This window comes from Rhizobium sp. WYCCWR 11152, assembly GCF_013087615.1.
In the GTDB taxonomy this organism is placed as follows: Bacteria; Pseudomonadota; Alphaproteobacteria; order Rhizobiales; family Rhizobiaceae; genus Rhizobium; species Rhizobium indicum.
This window is the reverse complement of the sequence record NZ_JABFCP010000009.1, coordinates 543,019-565,513: the sequence shown is the minus strand read 5'-3', so window position 1 is coordinate 565,513 and position 22,495 is coordinate 543,019. Positions and strand designations below refer to the sequence as shown.

The following is a 22,495-nucleotide window of genomic DNA, read 5'->3' as shown; positions in this document are numbered from 1 at the left end:
GGTAAAGTCGCCGAACAGCATAGGCTCAACGATCCCTGATATCGTCACGGACCGAGAGTGCACCGAGATCATATCCCGAACGATGGGCAACTCTGGCAAGCAGATGGGCCGCCACCGGTGCCGTCAGCAGGAAGAAGACGAAACCGGCAATGGCGCGGGCGAGAATCGCCGGGTCCTGCGAATAAAGGCCGGCGGCAAGGAGCAACAGGCCGGAGCCGACAGTCCCCGCCTTCGAGGCCGAATGCATGCGCGTATAGAGATCAGGCAGCCGGACCAGGCCGATCGCTGCCGCAAGCGCAAAGAGCGCACCGACGATCAAAAGCAGGGCGGTGATGGCAGCCACGATATAATCGATCATCGCTTCTTCCCCCCTGCCCGGCGCTTTTGCGTGTTGCCATTTGCCGCAGCGGCGGGCGGCTTCGATTTGATGTTGCCGCGCGACAGCACGAATCGGGCGAAGGCGACGGTCGCCAGGAAACCGACGAGGCCGAGCGAGATGGCAATATCGATATAAAGCGAAAAGCCGGTCTTGACCGCGATGACGGCGATGAAGCCGATGGCGATGCCGGTCAGCATGTCGAGGGCGAGGATCCGGTCCGGCAATGTCGGGCCGGCAACGACGCGCCAGACGGTCAGAATCAGCGCCAGGCCGAGGATGACGAGTGCGGCCGAGGATGCGGCTGCGACGATGGCGGCAGGTGTGATCACCGGAAGGCCTCCATGATCTTGCGTTCGAAACCGTTGGCGATATCACGCTTGGTCGTCTCGGGATCGGAACAATCAAGCGCGTGCACATAGAGCGTGCGGCGATCTGTGGAGACGTCGACCGAAAGCGTGCCTGGAGTCAGCGTGATGAGGTTTGCAAGCAGGGTGATCTCGAAATCGCTCGTCACCGTCAGCGGGAAGGCGAAGATGCCGGGCTTCAGCTTCATATCGGGCGAGAGCACGGTGACCGTGACCTTCCAGGCCGAGAGCGACAATTCCTTGAGGAACAGAGCGGCGAGCGAGAGTACCGGGAGGACGCGGGGGATACGTCCCTTGCCGCCGAAGGATTCGCGGATGATGACCAGCGCCAGGGCCCCGAGCAGGACGCCGAGGACGAGATTGTGCAGCGAGGCGCTGCCGGTAACAGTGACCCAGGCAGTGGCAAGCAGCAGGTTGAAGAGGAAGAAGATCACGGCGCGCGCCCTTCCGGGAAGACCGAATGAAGATAGGCCTGGGGATCGGCCAGGCCGGCGGCGGCCGATTGCGACAGCGCCAGCAACTGTTCCGGCAAGATGCCGAAGCCGATGACCAGCGCGGTCAGCGCGGCGAGCGGCAGGCCCGTGCGCCACCTCGGTCCGGACGGCGTCAGTGCTATCGCCGCCGGGCGCCAATAGGCGAGCAGGAAGAGACGACCGAAGGCGATCGTCGTCAGAAAACCGCCGACGAGGATCGAGGTTGCCAGCCACCAGGCGCCGAGATCGAGCGAGGCCTTGACGAGAATGACTTTCGGCCAGAAGCCGGAAAAGGGCGGCAGGCCACAGGCGGCCAGGAAGAGCACGAGGGAGAGCGCGGTGAAGCCGCCGCTTTGCCTGTAGAGCCCGCCGAGCGACGACAGCGAAAAGCCGCCGCCGCGCCGGGCGATCTCGCCGGCGGCAAGATAAAGTGCGGTCATCAGCACCATGGAATGGAGCGCATAGAAGACCGCGCCGCTGATGCCGCCAAGGCCGCCGAGCGCGACGCCGGCAAGCATGTTGCCGATGCCCGATATGACGACATAGCCGAACAGCCTGCGGATATCGTTTTCGGCAAGCGCGCCGAGAGCGCCGACGACAATCGTCGCGGCGGCGGCGAGCGCGATCACCGGGCTCAATTCCTGGCGCTCCATCGGCAACAGCATGACCATCACCCGGATCAGCGCGTAGATGCCGACCTTGGTGAGCAGGCCGGCAAACAGCGCCGAGACCACGATACGCGGCGTGTGGTAGGCGGCGGGCAGCCAGAAATTAACCGGGAAGGCTGCCGCCTTCATGCCGAAGGCGAGCAGGAAGAGGCTTGCCAGCGTCATCAGCGGCGCCGTGCCGCGCAAATCCCCAGCTTTTGCAGCGATATCGGCCATATTGAGCGTGCCGAAGGCGGCATAGAGAATGCCGACGCCGACCAGGAACAGGGTCGTGGCGATCAGATTGAGCACCGCATATTTCAGCGCGCCGTCGATCTGCTCACGTTCGGAACCAAGGATGATCAGCCCGAAGGAGGAGATCAGCAGCACCTCGAACCAGACATAGAGATTGAAGATATCGCCGGTGAGAAAGGCGCCGGTGACGCCGGCCATCAGCAGCATGAGCAGTGGGAAGAAGCCGTATCGCCGGCCGCTTTCGCCGATATCGGCCAGCGCATAGATGCCGCCGGCGAGCGCGGCAAGGGCCGCGGTGAAGGCCATCAGCGCACCGAAGAGATCGACGGTGAAAGCGATGCCGAAAGGCGGCAGCCAGCGGCCCATGACCATGGTCAGCGGCCCGTCGGCCGCGACCTTGGCGAGCAGCGCCGCATCGATCAGCGCCAGCGCCGCAAGCCCAGGGATGGCAAGCCAGGCCTGCAGGCGGGGATAGGCGCGCAGCATCAGCAGGACGGCACCCAGCGTGATGCAATGGGCCACCGGCAGGATGGCAAGCCAATGACCGATCGGCACCGGGGCGGTGATCAGGGCGGCGGAGAGATCGACGGTGGAGGTGGGGGCGGCCATCAGATGGCGCCTCCACTATCGCACGAGAGGGTTTGCCGTGTGGTAAGCATCCGCACCAACATCCTCAATACCCCAATGGCGGCAGCGGCCGGTCGTCGGGCTCGGCGGCGCGCATGTCGTTGGTGTCGTCGGTGCCGAGGTCCTGATAGGCGCGGTAGGTCAGCACCAGCAGGAAGGCAAGGAAGGAGAAGGAGATGACAATCGCCGTCAGGATGAGGGCCTGCGGCAGCGGGTTGGCCGTGCCTGCGGGCAGACTGTCGAGACCCGCCGGGATGATCGGCGGCACCTCGCGCGTCAGCCGGCCGCCGGTAAAGAGCAGGAGGTTGACGGCGTTGCCGAGGATGGCGATGCCGAGCATGATGCGGATCGAGAATTTCGACAGCATCAGATAGATGGCGGCGGCAAAGAACAGGCCGACCAGGATCGCCAGAAGCGGCTCCATCATTCCACCTCCTTTTCTTCCAATGACAATGCGATCGAGGTGATGGCGCCGAGCACGACGAGATAGACGCCGACATCGAAGAGCATGACGCTCGACAGCGGCACCTCGGCGCCGAAAAGCGTCGGATAGATCCAGAGGCCGGTCATGAAGGGAACGGCAAACAGGATGGAGAAAAGACCGGCCGCGGTCGACAGCAGCAAGCCCAAGCCGGCAATCGACAGCGGATGGAAGAACAACGCCCGGCGAACGGCGCCAACGCCGCGAGCAATGCCGTAGATCGCCAGTCCCGAGGCAGCGATCAGCCCGCCGATGAAGCCGCCGCCCGGCTCGTTATGACCACGCAGCAGCACGAAGACGGAAAAGAGCAGCATCAGCGCGGTGAGGAACGGGGCGACGGTGCGGAAGATGAGGGTGTTCACGCGATCAGCCCTCCGCCGCGGGATCGTTCGCGGCAAGCTTGCGCTCGCTGCCGGCGCGAATGCGGATCAACGCCAGGATGGCAAGGCCGGTGACCGCAACGACGGCGATTTCGCCGAGCGTGTCGGTGCCGCGGAAATCGACGATGATGACGTTGACGACATTGGCGCCATGGGCGATCGATTTGGAATAGGTGTTGAAGAAGGCCGTCAGCGCGTCGTTGAACGGCGCCTCGGTTGCCCGCATCAGTAGAAGCGTGAAGCCGAGGCCGCAGGCAAGCGCCAGCGCGCCGTCGAAGAGCTTGCGGCCGAGCGGCCGCCGATCGGCGGGCGAGAGACGAAGCCTGGTCATGACCAGGGCAAGGATCACCACCGAAAGGGTTTCCACCATGAACTGGGTGAAGGACAGATCCGGCGCGCCGAACAGCAGAAAGATAATGGCGACGGCGAAACCTTGGATACCGAGCGAGACGATCGCTGTCAGCCGATCGCGGGCGACGAGCACGGCGGCAAGGCCGAAGGCGGCGATCAGGAAGACCGCCCATTCATGCAGCCTGACATCGGTCGGCCAGGCCGGCAGACGCGGCAGTTCGCCATAGACGACGAGCGGGACGATGAGGATGGCGGCAACGCAGAGGAAGGTGCAGGTGACATAGATCTCCAGCCGCCCCGGCTGGAGCACACGCATGACGCGGCCGGAAAAGCGGACAAGGCCCGATATAGCGACATCAAAGCCATGGTCCGGACCAGGTCCGGCCGCGCGCAGGAAAACGGCCATCAGGAAACGCGCGCGCGCGAGCTGCCAGTAGACGCCGATACCGAGCAGCACGGTCAGGGCGGAGAGCGCCAAGGGCAGGCCGATATGCGGCGTCAGCGAAATGTCGATTTCGACGGGTGTCTGGCGGATGGCGGATGCGATCTGCGAGGACAGGACGGTATGGGTAAAGCCTGAAAAGATCGCGGCGAACAGGCCAAGGACAGCAAGAACGGCCGGGCCGAGCCAAAGCAGGACGGGGGCTTCGTGCGGCGGTTTCGGCGTCTCCACCGGCCGGCCGAGGAAGGGTTTCAGCGCCACGGCGAAGGCGACGGCAAACATCAGCGCATTGCCGAAGACAGTGATGGCGGTGAAAGTAATCGCGCGGACATCGCCGCCGATGAGTGCGGTATAGATCTCTTCCTTGGCGAGGAAGCCGAAGAAGGGTGGCAGGCCGGCCATGGAGAAGGCCGCCGCAAGCGCAATCATCCAGGTGAGCGGCATCGCCCGCATCAAGCCACTGAGCCTGGTGATATCGCGCGTGCCGGTCTCATGATCGATGATGCCGGCGACCATGAAGAGCGCGCCCTTGAAGAGGGAATGCGCCACGAGATAGAGTGCTGCCGCCTCCACCGCATGGTCCGAGCCGAAGCCGATCAGCATGACAAGCAGGCCGAGCGAGGAGACGGTGGTATAGGCAAGCTTGAGCTTCAGGTCGGTCTGGCGGATGGCGAGCGCGGTGCCGACCACCAGCGTCAGCCCGCCGAAGAAGGGCAGTAGGATTTCCCAGGCGGGCGTTGCCCCCATGACGGGATTGAGCCGCATCAGCAGATAGACGCCTGCCTTCACCATCGTCGCCGAATGCAGGTAGGCGGAAACCGGCGTCGGCGCCTCCATGGCATTCGGCAGCCAGAAATGGAAGGGAAATTGCGCCGACTTGGTAAAGGCGCCGCCCAGGACCAGAAGGAGGGCAGCCAGATAGAACGGGCTTTCGCGCACGATATCGCCTGCGCCGATGAGCTGTGACATCTCCGTGAGGCCTGAGATGTTCCAGAGCAGCAGCAGACCGGCCAACAGGCAGAGCCCTCCCCCGCCGGTCACAACAAGCGCCTGCAGGGCGGCGCGGCGAGCCGCCGCACGCTCGTGATCGAAACCGATCAGCAGGAAAGAGGTGATCGACGTCAGTTCCCAGAAGACGAAGAGCATCAGGAAACTGTCGGAAACGACGACGCCGAGCATCGCGCCCATGAAGAGGAAGATGAAGGAGAAGAAGCGGCCCTGATCCTTGTGTCCTTTGAGGTAGCCGCCGGCATAAAGCACGATCAGGGTGCCGATGCCGGTGATCAGCAGCGCGAAAGTCAGCGACAGGCCATCGAGAAACCAGGAAAAGGAGAGATGAAAGCTCGGCACCCAGGAATAGCCGCCGGTGACGACCTCGCCGCGCGCGATCTTGGGAATGAAACGCAGGAAATGCAGGAAGGCGAGCAAGGGAGCGATCGCCAGGAGCCAGGCACCGTTTGCGCCGAAGATGCGGATGACGAAGGGGGCGGCAAGAGCGCCGACGAGCGGCAGACACAGGGCCAGAAATGTCAGAGCCGTGACATCGGCCATGTCCCCTCCTCTACTGCATAATTCAAAATGTTATAGTCCTTTGCACGTCCGACAAGGCGCGCGGCGCTGTAAAGGCAACAGACGAAAACCCGGAGAAAACCGGCCGGTCCTCTGGCTTAGGCGAAACGGGGGAGCGTCTCAAGTGATTTCGGCCGCGAACCGCACTGCATGGTGATGTTCAAAGCCGATCAGGCCGTCGATCTCGAAAGACGCGTCAGCAGCCGAGCGATGCAACCGTGGAGGATGAAGACCACAAGCGTCAGCGGCCAGAGCAGACAGGCGACGAGCCCGGCGAGACGATGAAGCGTCACGCCGTCATGGTTGGCCCAGCCTTCCAACAGTGTGACCGCCATGGCTGCCACGGCCACGAGGCCGTAGAGCAGGACGATTGCTGTTTCAAACACCAGTGATTCTCCAATGCACGCAACATTAACCCTAACAGAAAACCCCTAACGGATGTAAAAGCAAGCCTCTTCCCCTAATTGGGTATGCGGCCAATCTCATGGCGCGCCAGCGGGAGACTTGATGAACTGAACGCGGCGCACCACATTTCTCGCGAAACGGAACCCGCCCCTCGGCGAAAGGAGCACCTCATGTCCGAAACTGCGACCACCGCCAAGATCCACAAGACCGACGCCGAATGGAAAGAGCAGCTCACTCCCGAGCAGTACCGCATCACGCGCCAGCACGGCACCGAACGCGCCTTCACCGGCCCCTACTGGGATTCCTTCGAGACAGGGCTTTACCGCTGCGTCGGCTGCAACGCGCCGCTTTTCCGCTCCGATACGAAATTCGATGCCGGCTGCGGCTGGCCGAGCTATTTCGAGGCGGTGTCACCCGAAGCGGTGATCGAGCATCGCGACACGACCCACGGCATGGTGCGCACCGAAATCCGCTGCGGCAGCTGCGACGCCCATCTCGGCCACGTCTTTCCCGACGGCCCGCCGCCGACCGGCCTGCGCTACTGCATCAACGGCCACTCCATGGTGTTCGAGCCCGGGAAGTAATCGCCCGGCCGACCAAGCGGCAAGCGGCTCATTCCGATGTGATGGGCCGCTGACTTTCTCCGTCGTTGACGCTATCGACGGATCGGCGATACCAGGAGAAGGCCGATGGCGCGCGATATCCTGACGACGGACCGGCTGACACTGCGGGAGATCACCCCTGCCGACCTACCGTTTCTTCACCGCATTTTCGGCGATGCCGAGTCCATGCGTTATTACCCCGCCATAAAGAGTTTCGACGAAACCGCGCGCTGGTTTCAAAGGCTCGCCTTCGACAGTTATGCCAGTCACGGCTTCGGCCTCTGGGCGGTGACGGACCGGCAGAGCGGCGCATTGCTCGGCGATTGCGGCATCACGCTGCAGGAAACGTCCGCCGGGCTGGAACCAGAGATCGGCTACCATCTGTGGCGCGACCATTGGGGCAAGGGCTATGCGGTCGAGGCTGCGGCCGCCTGCCGGGACCACGCGCTTCAAACCCTTAGCCTGGCGCGCATCGTCTCCATCGTCAGGCCAGACAACATTCCTTCGCAGCGCGTTGCGGAGCGGGTGCATCGGCGGCGGGAAACATTCGCCAAGGCCGGCACCCCTGATGGCGGCATGATCGAATTCTACCTCTACATCACGGACCGGACATAGAGCGGCTCAGACCCGCCTGATCACTCGTGCTCGGCGGGACAGGGCCAGGTTGTCGGTGCGGAGAGGCCGGCCGGCAGCTTGGTCGAGGCATCGCCGCAGGCAAGGTCGATCTGCGCCTGTTCGAGCCCGGTTGCGGCCGAGAGGTCAAGGCCTTCGATGCGGGTCAGGAACATGAAGGCGCGGTCGAACATCGGCGTTGTTTCGAAAGTGGCGCCGGAGAGGTCGGCACGGGAGAGATTGGCGAAAGAGAATTTCGCCGCCGTCAGCACCGCCTTGTCGAAATCGGCGCGGCCGAGCTCGGCCTTTTCGAAGCTTGCGCCGGCAAGCCGGGCACCGGCAAAATTGGCGCGCTGCAGCTCGGCGCCGGCAAAGGATGCACCATCGGCGGCGATACTGGCGAAGCTGGAGCGATAGGCCTCGATCTTGGCGAAGTTGGCGCCTTCAGCGTGTGCGCCCTCCAATGAGGCACGCACCAGTGTCGCCTTCTCCAGATTTGCGGATTTGACGTTGGCACCGGCAAGGTCGGTCAACGAGAAATCGGTGCCGACGAGATTGGCGCCTTCGAGATCACTGCCTTGCAACATCAGGTTCTTCTTGGTGCAATCCTGCCAGTCGAGCTTCGGCGAGGCCAGGCTGCCGCAATCGGCGGCTCGTGCGGCAACCGGCGGAAATGCCAAAAGGACGAGGGCAAGGAGACCGAGCGACGATCCGTGCATTGCCATTGAACTATTCACCCCCATGACGCTTACATGACGCTTTCAGGCCGCCTTTCGCGAAGCAGCCTTCCATTTTCTTACACAGCTCAGACTACAATAAAAAGATGGCGCGCGCCGTTCACAATGGATTGCGGTCCGGATTTTCCTGGAAGGCGGTATCCACCTTGCCGGGCAGGCGGATAGTCCGCCTTGCCGGGCACGTGGATCAATCCGCCTTGCCTGGCAGGCGAAGCTCCATGCAGGTGAGGTCCAGCCAGCGGCCAAACTTGGTGCCGACTTCGGAAAATCTGCCGGCGATGCGGAAGCCGAGCTTTTCGTGCAGCCTGATCGAGGCGGTGTTCTCCGCCTCGATGCCAGCAATCATCACATGGATATTGCCGGCCGCAGCACGCGCGATCAGTTCCCGCATCAGCCGCTCGCCGATGCCGCCACCGCGGCAATCCTTGTCGACATAGACGGAATGCTCGACCGTGTGGCGGTAGCCGTCGAAAGGCCGCCAGTCGCCATAGGAGGCGTAGCCTGCGACCTTGCCCGACATTTCGGCGACGATGACGGGAAAGCCCCGCGCCCTGCGCGCCCTGAACCATTCCAGCCGGTTTTCGAGATCGACCAGCGTGTCGTTCCAGATCGCCGTCGTATGCTCGACAGCGTGATTGTAGATATCGCGAATGGCGGAAAGATCGGCTTCGGTGGCGTCGCGGAGGAGGACAGTGTCTGTCATGGTGCTCGGGTTCATATTGTTTGCGAAGGCGGGCATACGCCCCGCCTGCAAAGATGTAAACGGCGGATGCGCACTAGGAACGGCTTCGGGCACATCAGTCGTTCAGAGGCCCGGCGCCGACAGGCTGAAACAGGTGAAGACGGCCGAATAATGCACCGCCGCGGCGGTGACGACGAAGCCGTGCCAGATGGCGTTCTGGAAGCGCAGCTTCTCCCAGACATGGAAGATGACGCCGAGCGAATAGATGACACCGCCGATGACGATCAGCAGCATCGAGGCGGCGGGAATGCGCGAGGCGACGGGCTCGGCCACGAGCACGCCGCTCCAGCCCATGGCGAGATAAAGCAGGATGGCAAGACGGTCGAAACGCCCGGGAAAGGCGCATTTCAGGACAATGCCGACGGCGGCAAACAGCCAGATCGCGACCAGCATGAACAAGAGCAGCGGATCGTCGGCGCCACGTTCGAGGAAGGGCGTATAAGTGGCGGCGATCAAGAGGAAGATCGCCGAATGATCGAAGCGGCGCAGATACCACTTCGTGCGCGAGACCGGCCAGGCGTTGTAGGAAAAGGAAATGGCAAGCGTCAGCACCAGCCCGACGCCATAGATCCAGGCGGCGGCGAGCGCGCCATAGGAACTCCAGACCGTGGCGTAGAAGATCAGCACGGTGGCCCCGATCAGCGCCAGCACGAGACCGACGCCATGGACGATACCGTCGGCGATCAATTCGTATCTATCATAAGCCCAGCGAATGCCGTTGAACTCGCCCATGCACGCCAATCCGTTTCATACCCGATTGCAATCGTCGCATCGAACGGACGGGCGCGCAACTGCGGCAAAGCGCACGGGCGGTAAATCTTCGTGACAGGCAGCAGGGTGAAAAGTCAAACCTTCTGACGGTCAACCAGCACCGAGCATTTGGCATGGCGCACGACCCGATCGGCGGTGGCGCCGATGAAGTAGTTGGAAAAGTCGGGAACGTGCGAGGCGACGATAATCAGGTCGGCGCCGTGGCTTTCGGCGGCCGAGATGATCGCTTTGGCAGGCGGGCCGTTGCCGATCTCGACAGTTGCCGCAACACCTGCTGCGGCAAGCAGTGCTTGCAGCTGCTCGCGGCTGTCCTTCATGACGTCCTCGACCATATTGGCCGGCAACTCGATCGCGACATAACTCGGCACATCTTCGATGACGTTGAGCGCGATGATCTCACCGCCGTCATCGAGCAAGGACGCGGCCTTGCGGAGGATCTTTTCTCCCTTTTCGATGCCGCCGAGCGCGATCGCTACGATGATCTTTCTGTACATGGCTTCCCTCCATGACTGCGATGCATAAGCTTCCTCTAAAGAAGATATGAACGCATTGATCGCAATCAAGTGGGCGCAAGTCATCGTCAACATCTGCTCAACGCTTCATCCTCAAAAACGGGTCTTCTGTGAACAATCGGAATGCGCCATATAGGGATCAAGTACGGCAACCGAGGGGAGATCAGAGGCTAATGAACCGGCGAAACTTCCTCGGGCTTGCCACGGGCGGCATGTTTGCCGCCACCGCCGGTACGCCTTCTATCCTACGGGCCAATTCAGAGGCAGGAGAACAAGCCATGACGACCGAAACTTCCTATGCGCTGACGCGGCCCGCCTATATCGACCAATCGCACCTGGTCGTGACCGACCTCGGTCTGGTTTCCGGCTTCTACCAATCGATGCTCGGCCTGAAGGTGATCGAGAAAACGGCGAGCGGCGAAGTGCTGGGTGTCGGCGACCTGCCTTTGCTGACGCTGACCACCGCAAAGAATGCGACCATCGCGCCGCGCAATGCCGCCGGCCTTTTCCACACCGCCTTCCTGATGCCGGACCGGACGGAGCTCGCGCGCTGGCTGCGCCATGCGGCACAGAATAACGTCGCGCTCGACGGCGCCTCGGACCATCTCGTCAGCGAGGCGATCTATCTTTCCGACCCCGAAGGCAACGGCATCGAGATCTATGCCGACCGGCCGCACGAACAATGGAAATTCCATGAGGACGGCATGGTGGAGATGGCGACGCTGCGCCTCGACCTGCAGGCGCTTTACAACAGCGCGCCTGATGAGCGCTGGGACGGCATGGCTGCGGGGACGGCGATCGGCCACCTGCATCTGCAGGTCGGCGACATCCCGCAGGCAGACGCCTTTTACCGCGACGTCCTCGGCCTCAAGCTGATGGCGCGTTATCCGGGCGCGAGCTTCTTTGCGAGCGGCGGCTACCACCACCATCTCGGCGCCAATATCTGGAACAGCCGTGGCGCCATGGCACGCGCCGGCAATATGACCGGGCTTTCGGACTACAAGGTCCGTTTCAATGACAAGGCGACGCTGGATGCGGCGGTCGCCAAGCTCGACGCGCTGGAGATCAACAGCGAGAAGCGCGACGGCGGCGTGTTCCTGAAAGATCCCTGGGGTATCGGCCTGACGCTTTCGGCGTAACTCCTGCAACAACGGATCAGCCCTATCGGTTGAAGGAATAAGGGCGGAAGTCGGCCTGCTTCGGTTGCACGCCAGACGGCAACGGGCGCCAATGCCGTCCGCCTTCACATGCACCGCGCCACATTGTCACACCCTTGAGGAACCGGAACCGCATCGGCGCGTTTCCGTGAGGAAGCAATGGGGCTTCGGGGACCTCACCGCATGGGCATCGCCAATGGCATCCGCAAACAAGCAAAGAAGATCGCGATCGGCGAACGTCACACCAGCGCCTGGGCACAGTCGCTGAAGGAGGCGGCCGAAGAGTTGCCGCCGCCACCGCTGCACCGGCTGGAAAAGGACGGGCTCGATGTCACCATGGCCTGGGCGATCATCGGCATCTTCGGCATTCTCTTCCTTGCCGCCGTCTATTTCATGTCGCTCATCCTCATCCCGATCACGCTGGCCGTCGTCGTCGGCATGATCCTCGGCATGGCGGCAGAAAAGCTGAGCAAGATGGGCGTGCCGCGGCTTGCCAACGCCTTCATCCTGTCGAGCAGCGTGGCGCTGGTGATCTTCTTGGTGATCAACTCGCTCGCCGACCCGCTAATGACGCTTGCCAATGAGGGCCCGGCCTTCGCCGAGCGAACCATAGACCGCATCATGCCTTATCTGGAGCGCATCAGATGGCTGCATATCACGCCGGCGACATTCGAAAGCGGGTCGATGTCGATTGGTGCGCTGCTCGAAAACACCGGCAACGTGCTGCACGTGGTGACGACTAGCCTGACACCGGCGCTGGTGCAGGGGATGATCTTCTTCGCGGCGCTGCTGTTCTTCCTCGCTGGTCGGGTCAACCTGCGCAAGACGATCATCATGACCTTCCGCACGCGCACGCAGCGCCTGGCGGCAATCCGTGTCATCAATGCCGTCGAGCAGGTGCTCGGCTTCTATTTCGCCACGGCATCGCTGATCTATGTCGGGCTTGGCGTGGTCATGACTGTCATCGCCTATGCCGGCGGGCTGTCGGCCCCGGTGCTCTGGGGCTTTTTCGCCTTCCTGTCGAGCTTCATCCCCTATCTCGGCATCACGCTGATGACGCTTGCCGTCGCGATTGCCGGCATCCTGACCCATGATGGTCTTCTCATCGGCCTGATGCCGGCCGCAGCCTTCTTCACAGTGCATCTCCTCATGGAGAACCTGATCTTCCCGGCGGTGATGGGACGGCGGCTTGAGATCAACCCCTTCGTCGTCTTCCTCGCCATCCTGTTCTGGACATGGATGTGGGGCGCCGTCGGCGCCATGCTGGCGCTGCCGCTTTCGCTGATCGTCATGACTATTATCGACGAACTGCTGATCGAGGAAAAGCAGCAGCCGCAGTTGCCGAAATGATCAACCGGGGAGACGTCAGTGGCATCTGATCTCGATCTTGCCGAATCCGATCACGACCAGATGGTCAGCGGCCGTTCTCTCTGGGGTAAGAGCGGCATACGGCCGGAATGGCGGCCGACCGAGCAGAGCTTTTCCACCGACGTCGCCGTGATCGGCGGCGGCATCACCGGCGCCTTGGTTGCCGAACATCTGACGGCGCGCGGTTTTTCCGTGGCGCTCATCGACCGGGAGGAGCCCGGTTTCGGCAGTACCGCGGCGAGCACGGCGATGCTGCAATGGGAAATCGACAGCACGCTCACCGAACTCGAGGACTATTACGGCTTCGAGCGCGCGGCCGGCATCTACCGCCGCAGCGGTGCCGCGGTCGCCGGCCTTTCCAAGCTGATCGCCGCCAACGGCATCGCCTGCAGCTTCCGGCCGCGCAACACGCTCTATCTGGCCGACGGCCGCGAAGGCGCGCGCGACCTCTTGGAGGAGCGCCAGCTTCGCCGCCGGGCCGGCCTGCCCGGCGTCTATCTCGAACATCCCGATCTCTTCACACAATTCGAGCTCGACCGGGATGGCGCGATCTATTCGCCGGGTTCGGCGGAGTGCGATCCGCTACTTCTGACCTGGGCCCTGATCGAGATGGCAGTGCGGCGCGGCGCACGGCTGGTCGACGCTTCCGTGACCGCGCTTCACAGCGAAGGCGATCATGTCACGGCAGAGACCGATGGAGGCCACGTCATCGAGGCGCGGCGTGTCGTGCTGGCGACCGGCTATTCGATGCCGGGTCTCGACATGCCGACGCTGCACCGCTCGAGTTCAAGCTGGGCGCTCGCCACCGTGCCGCAGGACCCGGCAAATTTCTGGCGCGACAGGGCGCTGATCTGGGAAGACAGCCACCCCTATCTCTACATGCGCACGACGGCGGACAATCGCATCGTCGCCGGCGGCGAGGATGACGAGACGATCGATGCGGAGGCGCGCGACCGCAAGCTGCCGGCAAAGATCATAGCGATCCAGGAGAAGATGAAGCGGCTGTGGCCGAAAGCCGATACGCGGGTGGAACACGCCTGGTGCGGCACTTTCGGCGAGACGGTCGACGGTCTGCCGCTGATCGGCCCGGTGCCTGAGACGCCGCACGTGTTCGCAGCTTATGGCTACGGCGGCAACGGCATCACCTTTTCCTATCTCGCTGCGCAGATGATCGGCGCCATGCTGGCCGGCATGCAACGGGATTGGTTCGATGATTTTGCGCTCGACAGGGATGGGCCGGGTTTGCGCCGTTTTGGAGACGATGTGGGGCAGGCCCGGAACGAGCTGAGGTAAACCTTAGATTGACTGTCGTGGCGTGCCCCCTCACGGCACGCCTTCAATCACTCGGTCGTCTTGTCGTCGCCGGTATCCTCGACATCCTGGAGACGGACGAATTGCGTGCCCTTGGCCTTGAGATCGACCAGCGCCTTCGCCACCCCCTCGCCGGCCGCATGGGTCGGCTGGTTGACGTGGGAAATGACAACATCGCCGTCCTTGGCCGAGGCGATGCGCTTTTCGGTGATAACAGCACCCAGCAGCGAACCGCCGTCGCCGTTCACCGAATAACCGGCAATGCGATAGCCCATGGCGCGAATCTCACCGATGGCGGAAAGATCATATTTGGCGGTCGAGCCGCGGAACCAGTGCGGCGCCGGGATGCCGGCAGCGACCATCGCAGCAGCGCCGCCTTCGACTTCCTGCCGCACCGCCTGCGGCGAGCCGGCAGACGCGATGCCATAGATCAGCGTCGGTGTGTCGACGGCCGGAATATGGTTCTGGCCGTGGTTTTCGAGTTCGAAGAGATCGGGGTTTTGCAGGAACACGGCGAGTGCTGCCGGATTGCGCTTCAGCCAGCGGGCGGTGACGAAGATCGTTGCCGGGATGCGTTCACGCACCAGCGTCGAAAGGATGCGCTCGTCCGCCTGGCCCATGCAGGCATCGAAGGTGAGCGCAATGCGAGCGTGGCCGGCGACGTTGGAACGGGCGATATGCAGATGCGGCTCGACGAGCTTTGGCGCCGGCGCCTTCGGGGCCGGACTGATTGTAGCCGGGACCGGACTGACCGCGGCTGGGGCCGGCAGCGCTGACGGGATTTCGTCGGCGAATGCAGCGGAGATGCTGACGAGAAGGAACGCCGAGGCGAGCAGGATGCGGTTCATATCTTGGGTTTCTGTGATTCGAGCTGCCGATTTTAGCGGCGGCTCTCCCCCGGCGCCATGCGGCCGGATGTCACCGCAGCCGCTTGGACGAACAGGGCAGCATCAATCATAGAGATAATACTTGTTCCACTTCTCGCGCGGCACCTTCTCTCCGATTTCGTAGTTGAGTTCGCGCACGTTGATATGCTGCGGACCGGTGATGCAATTGTAGGAGAGATGGTACCAGTCGCCCTTGCTGCGGAAGACAGCACCCGGCGCGTCCAGCGAATTGTCGCCGGGGATCGGGTCCTTGAATGTGTAGGCGATCACCTTGTCGGGCTTGAAGCCGGTGCTGTCCTTGTTGATGCGGCTCATCGCCTCGGTGTCGCAGCTCTGTTCCAGGCGGGTCGAGGGGTCGAGTTTTTCCAGCTGCTTCTTGATGGCGGGATCGACGGCAAAGGCGGGGGCAGCAAGGCTTGCGAGGGATACAAACAGGAGCAGACGTTTCGGCATCGTGGAGAAAATCCCTTACTGTTGTCCATTCTTCACCCTGCCACAGGCGGCTTGCCGGAGGCTTGGCGCGTGCAAATTTCGCGCGACGAGAGCGGACTTTCTTAAATATTGTGGTGACATCAAGGCAGTGCCTGGAAAGCGTCCTCCTTGTCTGCGGAAGGGCACCTCTACCCTTGGCGCAGCCTTGCCGCTTGATCCGGGACCAGTGCGCCTCTATCTCTTGCCAACCCGACATTCCCACCGGAGCCATTCCTTGTCCGTTTTCAAAAGCCTGCCGACACCGCCTGCCGCACCGAAGAAGCCGATCTCCGATACGCGCCACGGCATCACCCGCACGGACGACTATGCCTGGCTGCGCGCCGATAACTGGCAGGCGATGTTCAAGGATCCGTCGATCCTCGCCCCTGAGATCCGCCGCCATCTCGAAGCCGAAAACGCCTATATGAACGCGGCGATGGAGGACACCAAGCCGCTGCAGAAGGCGCTGTTTGCCGAAATGCGCGGCCGCATCAAGGAAGACGACAGCTCGGTGCCGATGAAGGACGGCGCCTATGCCTACGGCACCTTCTATGTCACCGGCGGCGAACAGCCGCGTTATTTCCGCATCGCCCGCGACGGCGATGTCGCCGATGAAACGATCCGCACCGTGCTGCTCGACGGTGACAAGGAGGCGGCCGGCAAAGCCTATTTCCGCCTCGCCGGTCTCGACCATACCAGCGACCACAGCCGCGGCATCTGGGGCTATGACGACAAGGGTTCGGAATTCTTCACGCTGCAGGTGCGCGACCTCCAGTCCGGGCAAGACCTGGCCGACCGGATCGAGAATACCGGCGGCGGCGGCGTCTGGGCGCCCGACGGCAAGAGCTTCTTCTATTCGGCGCTCGACGAGAACCACCGGCCTTCGAAGGTGTTCCACCACATTCTCGGCCAGCCGCAGTCGGAAGACCGGCTGGTCTATGAGGAAGCCGATGCCGGCTTCTTCATGGGCGTCGGCGGCTCGCTGCTCGACGACTTCATCTATATCGACATTCACGACCACGAGACCAGCGAATACCGGCTGCTGTCGACCAAGGACCTCACAGCCGAGCCGAAGCTGGTGGCGGCGCGCGAGGAAGGCATCGAATATTCGCTGACCGAGGGCGGCGACGTCTTCTACATTCTCACCAATGACGACGGCGCCAAGGATTTCAAGATCATGGAAGCGCCGGTCGACAATCCGGTGAAGGAAAACTGGCGCGAAGTGGTCGCCCACAAGCCCGGCACGCTTGTTATCAGCCACATGGCCTACGCCCGCCACCTTCTGTGGCTGGAGCGCAAGGACGGGCTGCCGCAGATCATGATCCGCGATCGGGCGACCGGCGAGGAACATGCGATCGCCTTTGCCGAGGAAGCCTATTCGCTGGGACTACAGGGTGCGGCGGAATACGACACGGATATCATCCGCTTCTCCTATTCCTCGATGACGACGCCGTCGCAGCTCTACGATTACAACATGGTGACGCGCGAGCGCACGCTGTTGAAGACGCAGGAAGTGCCGTCCGGCCACAATCCCGACGACTACGTCACGCGCCGCGTCTTTGCCCCGGCATGGGATGGCGAGAAGGTGCCGGTTACCCTGCTCTATCGCAAGGATACCCCGCTCGACGGCAGCGCGCCCTGCCTGCTCTACGGCTATGGCGCTTACGGCATCACCATTCCGGCCGGCTTCAACACCAACTGCCTGTCGCTCGCCGATCGCGGCTTCGTCTATGCGATTGCCCATATCCGCGGCGGCAAGGACAAGGGATTTTCCTGGTACGAAGACGGCAAGATGGACAAGAAGACCAACACTTTCAAGGACTTCGCCGCAGCCGCCGACTATCTGAATCAACAGAAGTTCACGTCTTACGCGAAGATCATCGCCGAGGGCGGATCGGCCGGCGGCATGCTGATGGGTGCAGTTGCCAACATGGCGCCGGAGAAGTTCGCCGGCCTTATCGCCGCCGTTCCCTTCGTCGACGTGCTCAACACAATGCTCGACGACACTTTGCCGCTCACCCCGCCGGAATGGCCGGAATGGGGCAACCCGATCGACAGCAAGGAAGAATACGAGCAGATCGCATCCTACTCGCCCTACGACAATGTCGACGCAAAAGCCTACCCGCCGATCCTGGCGCTCGGCGGCCTGACGGACCCGCGCGTCACCTATTGGGAGCCGGCCAAGTGGGTGGCGAAGCTGCGCGACAAGACGACGGGGCACGCGCCGATCCTGCTGAAGACGAATATGGATGCCGGCCATGGCGGCGCCTCGGGCCGCTTCCAGCGGCTGGAAGAGATCGCGTTCGAGTATGCGTTTGCGATCAAGGTTGCTGGGAAGATGTGAAGGGTTGGGGCGTGCCTAGTGGCACCCCCCTCTGCCCTGCCGGGCATCTCCCCCACAAGGGGGGAGATCAGCAGGAGGATATGCCTCGCCCTGATTTACGATTGATGTGACGGGCTGTTGTTTGGGGAAGCCATCGCCCCCAGCCAATCTCCCCACCTGTGGGGGAGATGCCCGGCAGGGCAGAGGGGGCTGGCACGACACAACAGGCCAAGGGAGACAACGAAATGCCCGTCTATATCGCCCTACTCCGCGCGGTGAACGTCGGCGGCACCGGCGCGCTGCCGATGGCTGAGTTGAAGGCGATCTGCGAAGGCCTCGGCTTTTCCGACGTCAAGACCTACATCCAGAGCGGCAACGTGCTTTTCCGTTCGGATGAAGCGGAAAAGAGGGTGGAGGAGCGGCTCGACGAGGCGCTCGGCAAGAAGCTCGGCAAGCGGCCGGGCGTGATGGTGCGCAGCCGCAAGGAACTCGACGGGATTGCCGCCAAGGCACCCTTTCCCGATGCCAAGCCGAATTTCCTGCTCGTCTATTTCCTGCCCGAAAAGCCGCCCGGCAATGCGCTGGAAAAGATGGTGGCGCCCGACGGCGAGGAGGCCAAGCTCGCCGGCCGGGAAATCTATGTGCATTATCCCAATGGTTCCGGCCGCTCGAAGTTGAAGCTGCCGGCGCTGAAGCCCGGGACCTCGCGCAATCTCAACACCGTGCGCAAGCTCGCGGAAATGGCTGCGGCGCTGGTGGGCGGGGACTAGGGGTTAGCACAATTCCGGAAGCAAAACCGCTTCACCCTTTTGCTGGAATTGCTTTAGGCCCTCGGCATCTCCGCCACCGGCAGGAAGAGCATCTTCACGAAGGTGCGGAGCATCAGCACCTGTTCGGCCAGCGTGTTCGGTTCTTTCAGCGTCTTCGACAGAACGATGCCGCCTTCCAGGACGGAGGACACCATGTCGGCGAGCTGGTCGACGTCGACGGGTTCGCGCGGCGGATAGACCTCCACGATCTCCCGGAGCATGCGGCCGAAACGGCGCCGCCAGGCAAGCACTGCATTCCGGTTGGTCTCCTGTATCTCCCGGTCGAACAGCCGCTCGTAATAGCAGACGGTCGCCACCAGGCAGCCGGGATGGCCGTTCGGCAGGTCGGAGAGTAATTCGGAAAGCAATTTCAGGCCGAGCAGGAAGGATTGCAGCGGATCGCCGGTCAGCTCGCGCGCGCGGCTGAAGATCTCATCGTAGATGCGCTCGTCATTTTCGATGTAGCGGTTGAGCAGCGCCTTGGCGAGCTCGTTCTTGTCCCTGAAATGATAGAAGAAGCCGCTCTTGGTGATGCCGGTCTCGGCGATCAACTCCTCGATGGAGGTGCCGCCGAAACCCTTCTGCAAGACGGCCGCTTCGGCCACATCGAGGATGCGGGTTCGCGTTTCCTCGCCCTTTCGCATGTCCCCTCCTGTACCGGCGGTACAGTTTTCAGTGTTGCACGGTCGGACCTGCCGCCGCCCCGGGCAGGATCGGTTGAAGCAAGCGATTGATATCAATCCGCAAAAACCAAAACCGCCTGGAGTATACCGCAAGTCGCCTAGTTTGGCAGCCGATTAAGCGCCAGAACATCATTCATCGACGACAGCCAATCGGGTGTCGCGAGGGAGAGGCTTCAACAATGGCAAAGTACAGAAGCGGTTTGCCGCAGCTCAAAGGCGGCACCTTCATTAGCGATGGCGGCATGGAAACGACGATGATCTTCCAGGAAGGGGTCGAACTTCCGCATTTCGCCGCCTTCATATTGCTGGCTTCCGAAGACGGGCGGCTGCGGATGCGGAATTACTATCGCCGTTATCTCGATGTCGCCCGGCGGCACGGCACGGGCTTCGTGCTCGATACCGCCACATGGCGGGCCAATCCGGACTGGGGGCAGAAGCTCGGCTATACCAACGAAGCCCTGAAGGCGGTCAACGAGGAGGCCGTCGACCTGCTGGTCGGCTTGCGCAGCGCCTATGAGCGGCCGGAGCAGCCGATCGTGATCAGCGGCGCGATCGGCCCGCGCGGCGACGGCTACAAGGCAGGCTTCATGGATGCGGCCGAAGCGGAAGACTACCACGCCTTTCAGATCGGAGTTTTTGCCGGCACGGAAGCCGACATGGTGAGCGCCTTCACGCTGACCAATATCGACGAGGCGATCGGCGTGGCGCGGGCGGCACAGTCGCTCGGCATGCCCTCGGCCATCTCCTTCACGCTGGAGACGGATGGCCGGCTGGTGACGGGCCGCAGCATTCAGGACGCGATCGAGACGACCGATGCGGCGACCGGCGGAGCGCCGGCCTATTACATGATCAACTGCGCCCACCCGACGCATTTCGAAACGGCACTCGATCCTGGAAGCGCCTGGGTGAAGCGCATTTCCGGCATCCGCGCCAATGCTTCGACCATGAGCCATGAGCAGTTGGACAATAGCGAGACGCTGGATGCGGGCGACCCCGAAGATCTCGGCCGCCGCTACCGCAAGCTCATCGACCGCATGCCCGCGCTGCGCGTGCTTGGCGGCTGCTGCGGCACCGACCACCGCCATGTCGCAGCGATCTGCGAGGCATGCCTGCCGCAGGCGGCATGACGACCTAGAGGGAGGAGAGAATGACGATTGGGGGCACGATGATGCGTGAGCGCCGCTGGCACGATCTGTGGCTTGTGATCACGGGACGGCAGAGGCGCACTGAGCCTGAGGCGGCCGTGGAGGTGGCGCTGCGGGATAGTGATCTTGCCTTCGGGGGCTTCGACGGCCTGATGACCTACGGACTCGAGGCGGACCGGCGCGAGGGCCGGCCCTTGCGACGCAGGCAGCCGCGGGAGCCGGTCGGCTTCTGACGAAGGGAAAGGCGGCGTCAGCCTTCGGCGGCGGCGCCTTTCACCCCCTACCCGGGCCGGCTAGGGCGTGCCGTGTGTGCCCCCCTCTGCCCTGCCGGGCATCTCCCCCACAGGTGGGGAGATTGGCTGGGGGCATCGGCTTCCCCAAACAATCGGCGTCCAGCACGGCGAACGGTAGATCGGCGGGACGTTCAGGCCACTTGTGATCTCCCCACCTGTGGGGGAGATGCCCGGCAGGGCAGAGGGGGGCCGGCACGGCACAACAGAAATGGCGACGGCGGTGGACGGGCCGCGGGCAACGTCAGCCTTCGGCGCCCTTCCTCTGTTTGGCCTTGTAGCCGGTGATCTCCTCGCCGGCGGTCGGCGAGAAGCGCAGGTTCCAGAAGGTGGCGGTGATCGAGATGATCGTGACCACGATGAAGGCCGCCGAGAAATCGCCAAGGGCCGGCGTCTCAGTGCCTGACAAGGCCATGGAGCCGTGCAGCGCGAGCGCCCCGATGCAGATGCCGAGCGACAGCATGAGCTGCTGGAAGGTCGTGTAGAAGCTGGTGGCAGAGCTCATCCGCTCCTTGCTGATCTCGTCATAGGCAATGGTGTTATAGGCCGTGAACTGGAACGACAGGAAGAAGGCGCTGAGCACCAGGACGACGAAGACCAGCGGCATCGGCCAGTCCGGCCGGAAGGCGGCACAGAGGCCATAGCCGATCGTACCGAGGATGCCGTTGAGGATGAGGCTTCTGCGGAAGCCCAGCCGGCGGAAGACAAACTTTGCCATCGGCTTCATGGCGAGAGCGCCAAGCGCGGTCGCGATGATGATCTGGCCGGCCGCGGCGGCAGACAGGCCGAAGCCGATCTGGAAGAGCAGCGGCAGCAGGAAGGGCTGCGCCCCTTGCGTGATGCGGGTCAGCGAACCGGCAATGACCGACGTGCCGAAGCTCGGCACCTTCATCAGCGAAAAATCCATGATCGGCGAAGGATGCTTGCGGGCATGTCTGAGATAGCCGACGCCGAAGAGCAGGCCGATGGCGATCAGGAAGATCGAAAACGCGCCCTCGCCTTCATGGCTCGACATTTCGAAGCCGAAGAGCAGCGAACCGAGCGAGATGCCCGAGAGGATGAAGCCGATCGTATCGAACGGACCGCTTGCCTTGCCCTTGACCTCGTCGATGTAGATCGAGACGAAGATCATGCCGATGATGCCGATCGGCACGTTGATATAAAAGATCCAGCGCCAGTCGAGATAGGTGACGATGAAGCCGCCGAGCGGCGGGCCGACGATCGGGCCGATCAGCGCCGGCACGAGCAGCCAGGACATGGCGCTGACCATATCCTTGCGGTCGACGCTGCGCATCAGCACTAGGCGCCCGACCGGCATCATCATCGCGCCGCCGATGCCCTGCAACAGCCGCGCCAGCACCAGGAAGGACAGCGTCGGTGCAAGGGCGCAGAGGATGGAGCCGACGACGAAGACGGCGATGGCCGAGCGGAAAACGGTGCGGGAGCCGAAACTGTCGGCCATCCGGCCGCTTGCCGGAATGAAGATCGCAAGGCTCAGGAGATAGGAGGTCAGTGCGATCGACATGGCCGGGGCGCTGACGCCGAAATCGCGCGCCATGGTGGGCAGCGCGGTCGCAAGCACGGTCGCATCGATGTTTTCCATCAGCATCGCACTCGCGACAATCATCGCGATCACCCGGAAATTGGGCGTGGCGCGCCGAACCATCGGCGCCTGGTAAATCTGATCCGACATCGTCCGGG

At 62.9% G+C, this 22,495-nt stretch carries 25 protein-coding genes; 9 read left to right on the top strand and 16 right to left on the bottom strand.

What is annotated here, in order from left to right; genetic code table 11:
- Positions 1-25 precede the first annotated feature (25 nt).
- From mnhG to G9X67_RS17965, 8 genes are all read right to left on the bottom strand, one after another.
- Positions 26-358: a monovalent cation/H(+) antiporter subunit G gene (mnhG, locus tag G9X67_RS18000; protein ID WP_171599353.1), complete on the bottom strand. Its 333-nt coding sequence runs from the start codon at positions 356-358 to the stop codon at positions 26-28.
- Entirely contained in the window at positions 355-708 is a 354-nt protein-coding gene (locus G9X67_RS17995; protein ID WP_171599352.1) for a cation:proton antiporter, read from the bottom strand. Before G9X67_RS17995 ends, mnhG begins: the two co-directional genes overlap by 4 nt.
- Entirely contained in the window at positions 705-1,178 is a 474-nt protein-coding gene (locus G9X67_RS17990) for a Na+/H+ antiporter subunit E (RefSeq protein WP_171599351.1), read from the bottom strand. Before G9X67_RS17990 ends, G9X67_RS17995 begins: the two co-directional genes overlap by 4 nt.
- A complete protein-coding gene (locus G9X67_RS17985) occupies positions 1,175-2,728 on the bottom strand; it encodes a Na+/H+ antiporter subunit D (protein ID WP_171599350.1) in 1,554 nt (517 codons plus the stop codon). The genes G9X67_RS17990 and G9X67_RS17985 overlap by 4 nt, the downstream gene beginning before the upstream one ends.
- Before the next feature lie 64 nt (positions 2,729-2,792).
- Positions 2,793-3,170 carry a Na+/H+ antiporter subunit C gene (locus G9X67_RS17980; protein ID WP_138328974.1) on the bottom strand — a complete coding sequence of 126 codons (378 nt, stop codon included), beginning with the start codon at positions 3,168-3,170 and terminating at the stop codon, positions 2,793-2,795.
- Entirely contained in the window at positions 3,170-3,589 is a 420-nt protein-coding gene (locus tag G9X67_RS17975; protein ID WP_171599349.1) for a Na(+)/H(+) antiporter subunit B, read from the bottom strand. The genes G9X67_RS17980 and G9X67_RS17975 overlap by 1 nt, the downstream gene beginning before the upstream one ends.
- 4 nt (positions 3,590-3,593) lie before the next feature.
- Positions 3,594-5,951: a putative monovalent cation/H+ antiporter subunit A gene (locus tag G9X67_RS17970; RefSeq protein WP_171599348.1), complete on the bottom strand. Its 2,358-nt coding sequence runs from the start codon at positions 5,949-5,951 to the stop codon at positions 3,594-3,596.
- A gap of 188 nt (positions 5,952-6,139) precedes the next feature.
- A complete protein-coding gene (locus G9X67_RS17965; RefSeq protein ID WP_130667720.1) occupies positions 6,140-6,355 on the bottom strand; it encodes a hypothetical protein in 216 nt (71 codons plus the stop codon).
- Between the two features lie 189 nt (positions 6,356-6,544).
- Between G9X67_RS17965 and msrB the strand changes: the two genes are divergently transcribed.
- Entirely contained in the window at positions 6,545-6,958 is a 414-nt protein-coding gene (gene msrB / locus G9X67_RS17960; RefSeq protein WP_017959622.1) for a peptide-methionine (R)-S-oxide reductase MsrB, read from the top strand.
- 105 nt (positions 6,959-7,063) lie between these two features.
- Complete coding sequence (locus G9X67_RS17955; RefSeq protein WP_171599347.1) at positions 7,064-7,591, top strand: GNAT family N-acetyltransferase; 528 nt, start codon at positions 7,064-7,066, stop codon at positions 7,589-7,591.
- 20 nt (positions 7,592-7,611) lie between these two features.
- Here the strand turns inward: G9X67_RS17955 and G9X67_RS17950 are convergent, their stop codons facing one another.
- The 4 genes from G9X67_RS17950 to G9X67_RS17935 all read right to left on the bottom strand — a co-directional run bounded on the left by G9X67_RS17950 (position 7,612) and on the right by G9X67_RS17935 (position 10,332).
- Positions 7,612-8,313 carry a pentapeptide repeat-containing protein gene (locus tag G9X67_RS17950; RefSeq protein ID WP_138387730.1) on the bottom strand — a complete coding sequence of 234 codons (702 nt, stop codon included), beginning with the start codon at positions 8,311-8,313 and terminating at the stop codon, positions 7,612-7,614.
- 199 nt (positions 8,314-8,512) lie between these two features.
- Complete coding sequence (locus G9X67_RS17945; RefSeq protein ID WP_138387731.1) at positions 8,513-9,064, bottom strand: GNAT family N-acetyltransferase; 552 nt, start codon at positions 9,062-9,064, stop codon at positions 8,513-8,515.
- Positions 9,065-9,130: 66 nt separating this feature from the next.
- Complete coding sequence (locus G9X67_RS17940; protein WP_029875311.1) at positions 9,131-9,799, bottom strand: hemolysin III family protein; 669 nt, start codon at positions 9,797-9,799, stop codon at positions 9,131-9,133.
- 113 nt (positions 9,800-9,912) lie between these two features.
- Positions 9,913-10,332 (bottom strand): universal stress protein, encoded by a 420-nt coding sequence (locus G9X67_RS17935; RefSeq protein WP_003546608.1) that lies wholly within the window; start codon positions 10,330-10,332, stop codon positions 9,913-9,915.
- A 296-nt stretch (positions 10,333-10,628) separates the two neighbouring features.
- Between G9X67_RS17935 and G9X67_RS17930 the strand changes: the two genes are divergently transcribed.
- The 3 genes from G9X67_RS17930 (at position 10,629) to G9X67_RS17920 (ending at position 14,168) form a co-directional block, all read left to right on the top strand.
- Entirely contained in the window at positions 10,629-11,489 is an 861-nt protein-coding gene (locus G9X67_RS17930; protein ID WP_138328518.1) for a VOC family protein, read from the top strand.
- Between the two features lie 201 nt (positions 11,490-11,690).
- Positions 11,691-12,857, top strand: coding sequence for an AI-2E family transporter (locus G9X67_RS17925; RefSeq protein ID WP_138328519.1), 1,167 nt, complete (start codon positions 11,691-11,693; stop codon positions 12,855-12,857).
- An 18-nt stretch (positions 12,858-12,875) separates the two neighbouring features.
- Positions 12,876-14,168: an FAD-dependent oxidoreductase gene (locus tag G9X67_RS17920; protein ID WP_171599345.1), complete on the top strand. Its 1,293-nt coding sequence runs from the start codon at positions 12,876-12,878 to the stop codon at positions 14,166-14,168.
- 47 nt (positions 14,169-14,215) lie between these two features.
- Here the strand turns inward: G9X67_RS17920 and G9X67_RS17915 are convergent, their stop codons facing one another.
- Together G9X67_RS17915 and G9X67_RS17910 are read right to left on the bottom strand one after the other, a co-directional pair.
- Positions 14,216-15,034, bottom strand: a complete 819-nt coding sequence (locus G9X67_RS17915; RefSeq protein ID WP_171599344.1) for a polysaccharide deacetylase family protein — start codon at positions 15,032-15,034, stop codon at positions 14,216-14,218.
- A gap of 102 nt (positions 15,035-15,136) precedes the next feature.
- Positions 15,137-15,526, bottom strand: a complete 390-nt coding sequence (locus tag G9X67_RS17910; RefSeq protein WP_138328522.1) for a DUF930 domain-containing protein — start codon at positions 15,524-15,526, stop codon at positions 15,137-15,139.
- A gap of 253 nt (positions 15,527-15,779) precedes the next feature.
- Here G9X67_RS17910 and G9X67_RS17905 point away from each other — a divergent pair, with 253 nt between their 5' ends.
- Entirely contained in the window at positions 15,780-17,888 is a 2,109-nt protein-coding gene (locus G9X67_RS17905) for a S9 family peptidase (RefSeq protein ID WP_171599343.1), read from the top strand.
- Between the two features lie 224 nt (positions 17,889-18,112).
- On the top strand, positions 18,113-18,637 hold the full coding sequence (locus G9X67_RS17900) for a DUF1697 domain-containing protein (protein WP_171599342.1): 525 nt from the start codon (positions 18,113-18,115) through the stop codon (positions 18,635-18,637).
- A gap of 53 nt (positions 18,638-18,690) precedes the next feature.
- Here the strand turns inward: G9X67_RS17900 and G9X67_RS17895 are convergent, their stop codons facing one another.
- Positions 18,691-19,320: a TetR/AcrR family transcriptional regulator gene (locus tag G9X67_RS17895; RefSeq protein ID WP_171599341.1), complete on the bottom strand. Its 630-nt coding sequence runs from the start codon at positions 19,318-19,320 to the stop codon at positions 18,691-18,693.
- Between the two features lie 218 nt (positions 19,321-19,538).
- Between G9X67_RS17895 and G9X67_RS17890 the strand changes: the two genes are divergently transcribed.
- Together G9X67_RS17890 and G9X67_RS17885 are read left to right on the top strand one after the other, a co-directional pair.
- Positions 19,539-20,486, top strand: coding sequence for a homocysteine S-methyltransferase family protein (locus tag G9X67_RS17890; protein WP_171599340.1), 948 nt, complete (start codon positions 19,539-19,541; stop codon positions 20,484-20,486).
- A gap of 20 nt (positions 20,487-20,506) precedes the next feature.
- A complete protein-coding gene (locus G9X67_RS17885; RefSeq protein WP_171599339.1) occupies positions 20,507-20,737 on the top strand; it encodes a hypothetical protein in 231 nt (76 codons plus the stop codon).
- A 301-nt stretch (positions 20,738-21,038) separates the two neighbouring features.
- On the opposite strand, the gene G9X67_RS17880 is transcribed toward G9X67_RS17885, so the two are convergent.
- Positions 21,039-22,487 (bottom strand): MFS transporter, encoded by a 1,449-nt coding sequence (locus G9X67_RS17880; RefSeq protein ID WP_171599338.1) that lies wholly within the window; start codon positions 22,485-22,487, stop codon positions 21,039-21,041.
- Positions 22,488-22,495 lie beyond the last annotated feature (8 nt).

Bases quoted from the DNA above. Each gene is read 5' to 3' on its own strand.
- mnhG (WP_171599353.1), bottom strand. From the start codon at position 358: ATGATCGATTATATCGTGGCTGCCATCACCGCCCTGCTTTTGATCGTC.
- G9X67_RS17985 (WP_171599350.1), bottom strand. From the start codon at position 2,728: ATGGCCGCCCCCACCTCCACCGTCGATCTCTCCGCCGCCCTGATCACC.
- G9X67_RS17980 (WP_138328974.1), bottom strand. From the start codon at position 3,170: ATGGAGCCGCTTCTGGCGATCCTGGTCGGCCTGTTCTTTGCCGCCGCC.
- G9X67_RS17970 (WP_171599348.1), bottom strand. From the start codon at position 5,951: ATGGCCGATGTCACGGCTCTGACATTTCTGGCCCTGTGTCTGCCGCTC.
- msrB (WP_017959622.1), top strand. From the start codon at position 6,545: ATGTCCGAAACTGCGACCACCGCCAAGATCCACAAGACCGACGCCGAA.
- G9X67_RS17955 (WP_171599347.1), top strand. From the start codon at position 7,064: ATGGCGCGCGATATCCTGACGACGGACCGGCTGACACTGCGGGAGATC.
- G9X67_RS17950 (WP_138387730.1), bottom strand. From the start codon at position 8,313: ATGGCAATGCACGGATCGTCGCTCGGTCTCCTTGCCCTCGTCCTTTTG.
- G9X67_RS17945 (WP_138387731.1), bottom strand. From the start codon at position 9,064: ATGCCCGCCTTCGCAAACAATATGAACCCGAGCACCATGACAGACACT.
- G9X67_RS17940 (WP_029875311.1), bottom strand. From the start codon at position 9,799: ATGGGCGAGTTCAACGGCATTCGCTGGGCTTATGATAGATACGAATTG.
- G9X67_RS17935 (WP_003546608.1), bottom strand. From the start codon at position 10,332: ATGTACAGAAAGATCATCGTAGCGATCGCGCTCGGCGGCATCGAAAAG.
- G9X67_RS17930 (WP_138328518.1), top strand. From the start codon at position 10,629: ATGACGACCGAAACTTCCTATGCGCTGACGCGGCCCGCCTATATCGAC.
- G9X67_RS17925 (WP_138328519.1), top strand. From the start codon at position 11,691: ATGGGCATCGCCAATGGCATCCGCAAACAAGCAAAGAAGATCGCGATC.
- G9X67_RS17915 (WP_171599344.1), bottom strand. From the start codon at position 15,034: ATGAACCGCATCCTGCTCGCCTCGGCGTTCCTTCTCGTCAGCATCTCC.
- G9X67_RS17910 (WP_138328522.1), bottom strand. From the start codon at position 15,526: ATGCCGAAACGTCTGCTCCTGTTTGTATCCCTCGCAAGCCTTGCTGCC.
- G9X67_RS17900 (WP_171599342.1), top strand. From the start codon at position 18,113: ATGCCCGTCTATATCGCCCTACTCCGCGCGGTGAACGTCGGCGGCACC.
- G9X67_RS17895 (WP_171599341.1), bottom strand. From the start codon at position 19,320: ATGCGAAAGGGCGAGGAAACGCGAACCCGCATCCTCGATGTGGCCGAA.
- G9X67_RS17890 (WP_171599340.1), top strand. From the start codon at position 19,539: ATGGCAAAGTACAGAAGCGGTTTGCCGCAGCTCAAAGGCGGCACCTTC.
- G9X67_RS17885 (WP_171599339.1), top strand. From the start codon at position 20,507: ATGACGATTGGGGGCACGATGATGCGTGAGCGCCGCTGGCACGATCTG.
- G9X67_RS17880 (WP_171599338.1), bottom strand. From the start codon at position 22,487: ATGTCGGATCAGATTTACCAGGCGCCGATGGTTCGGCGCGCCACGCCC.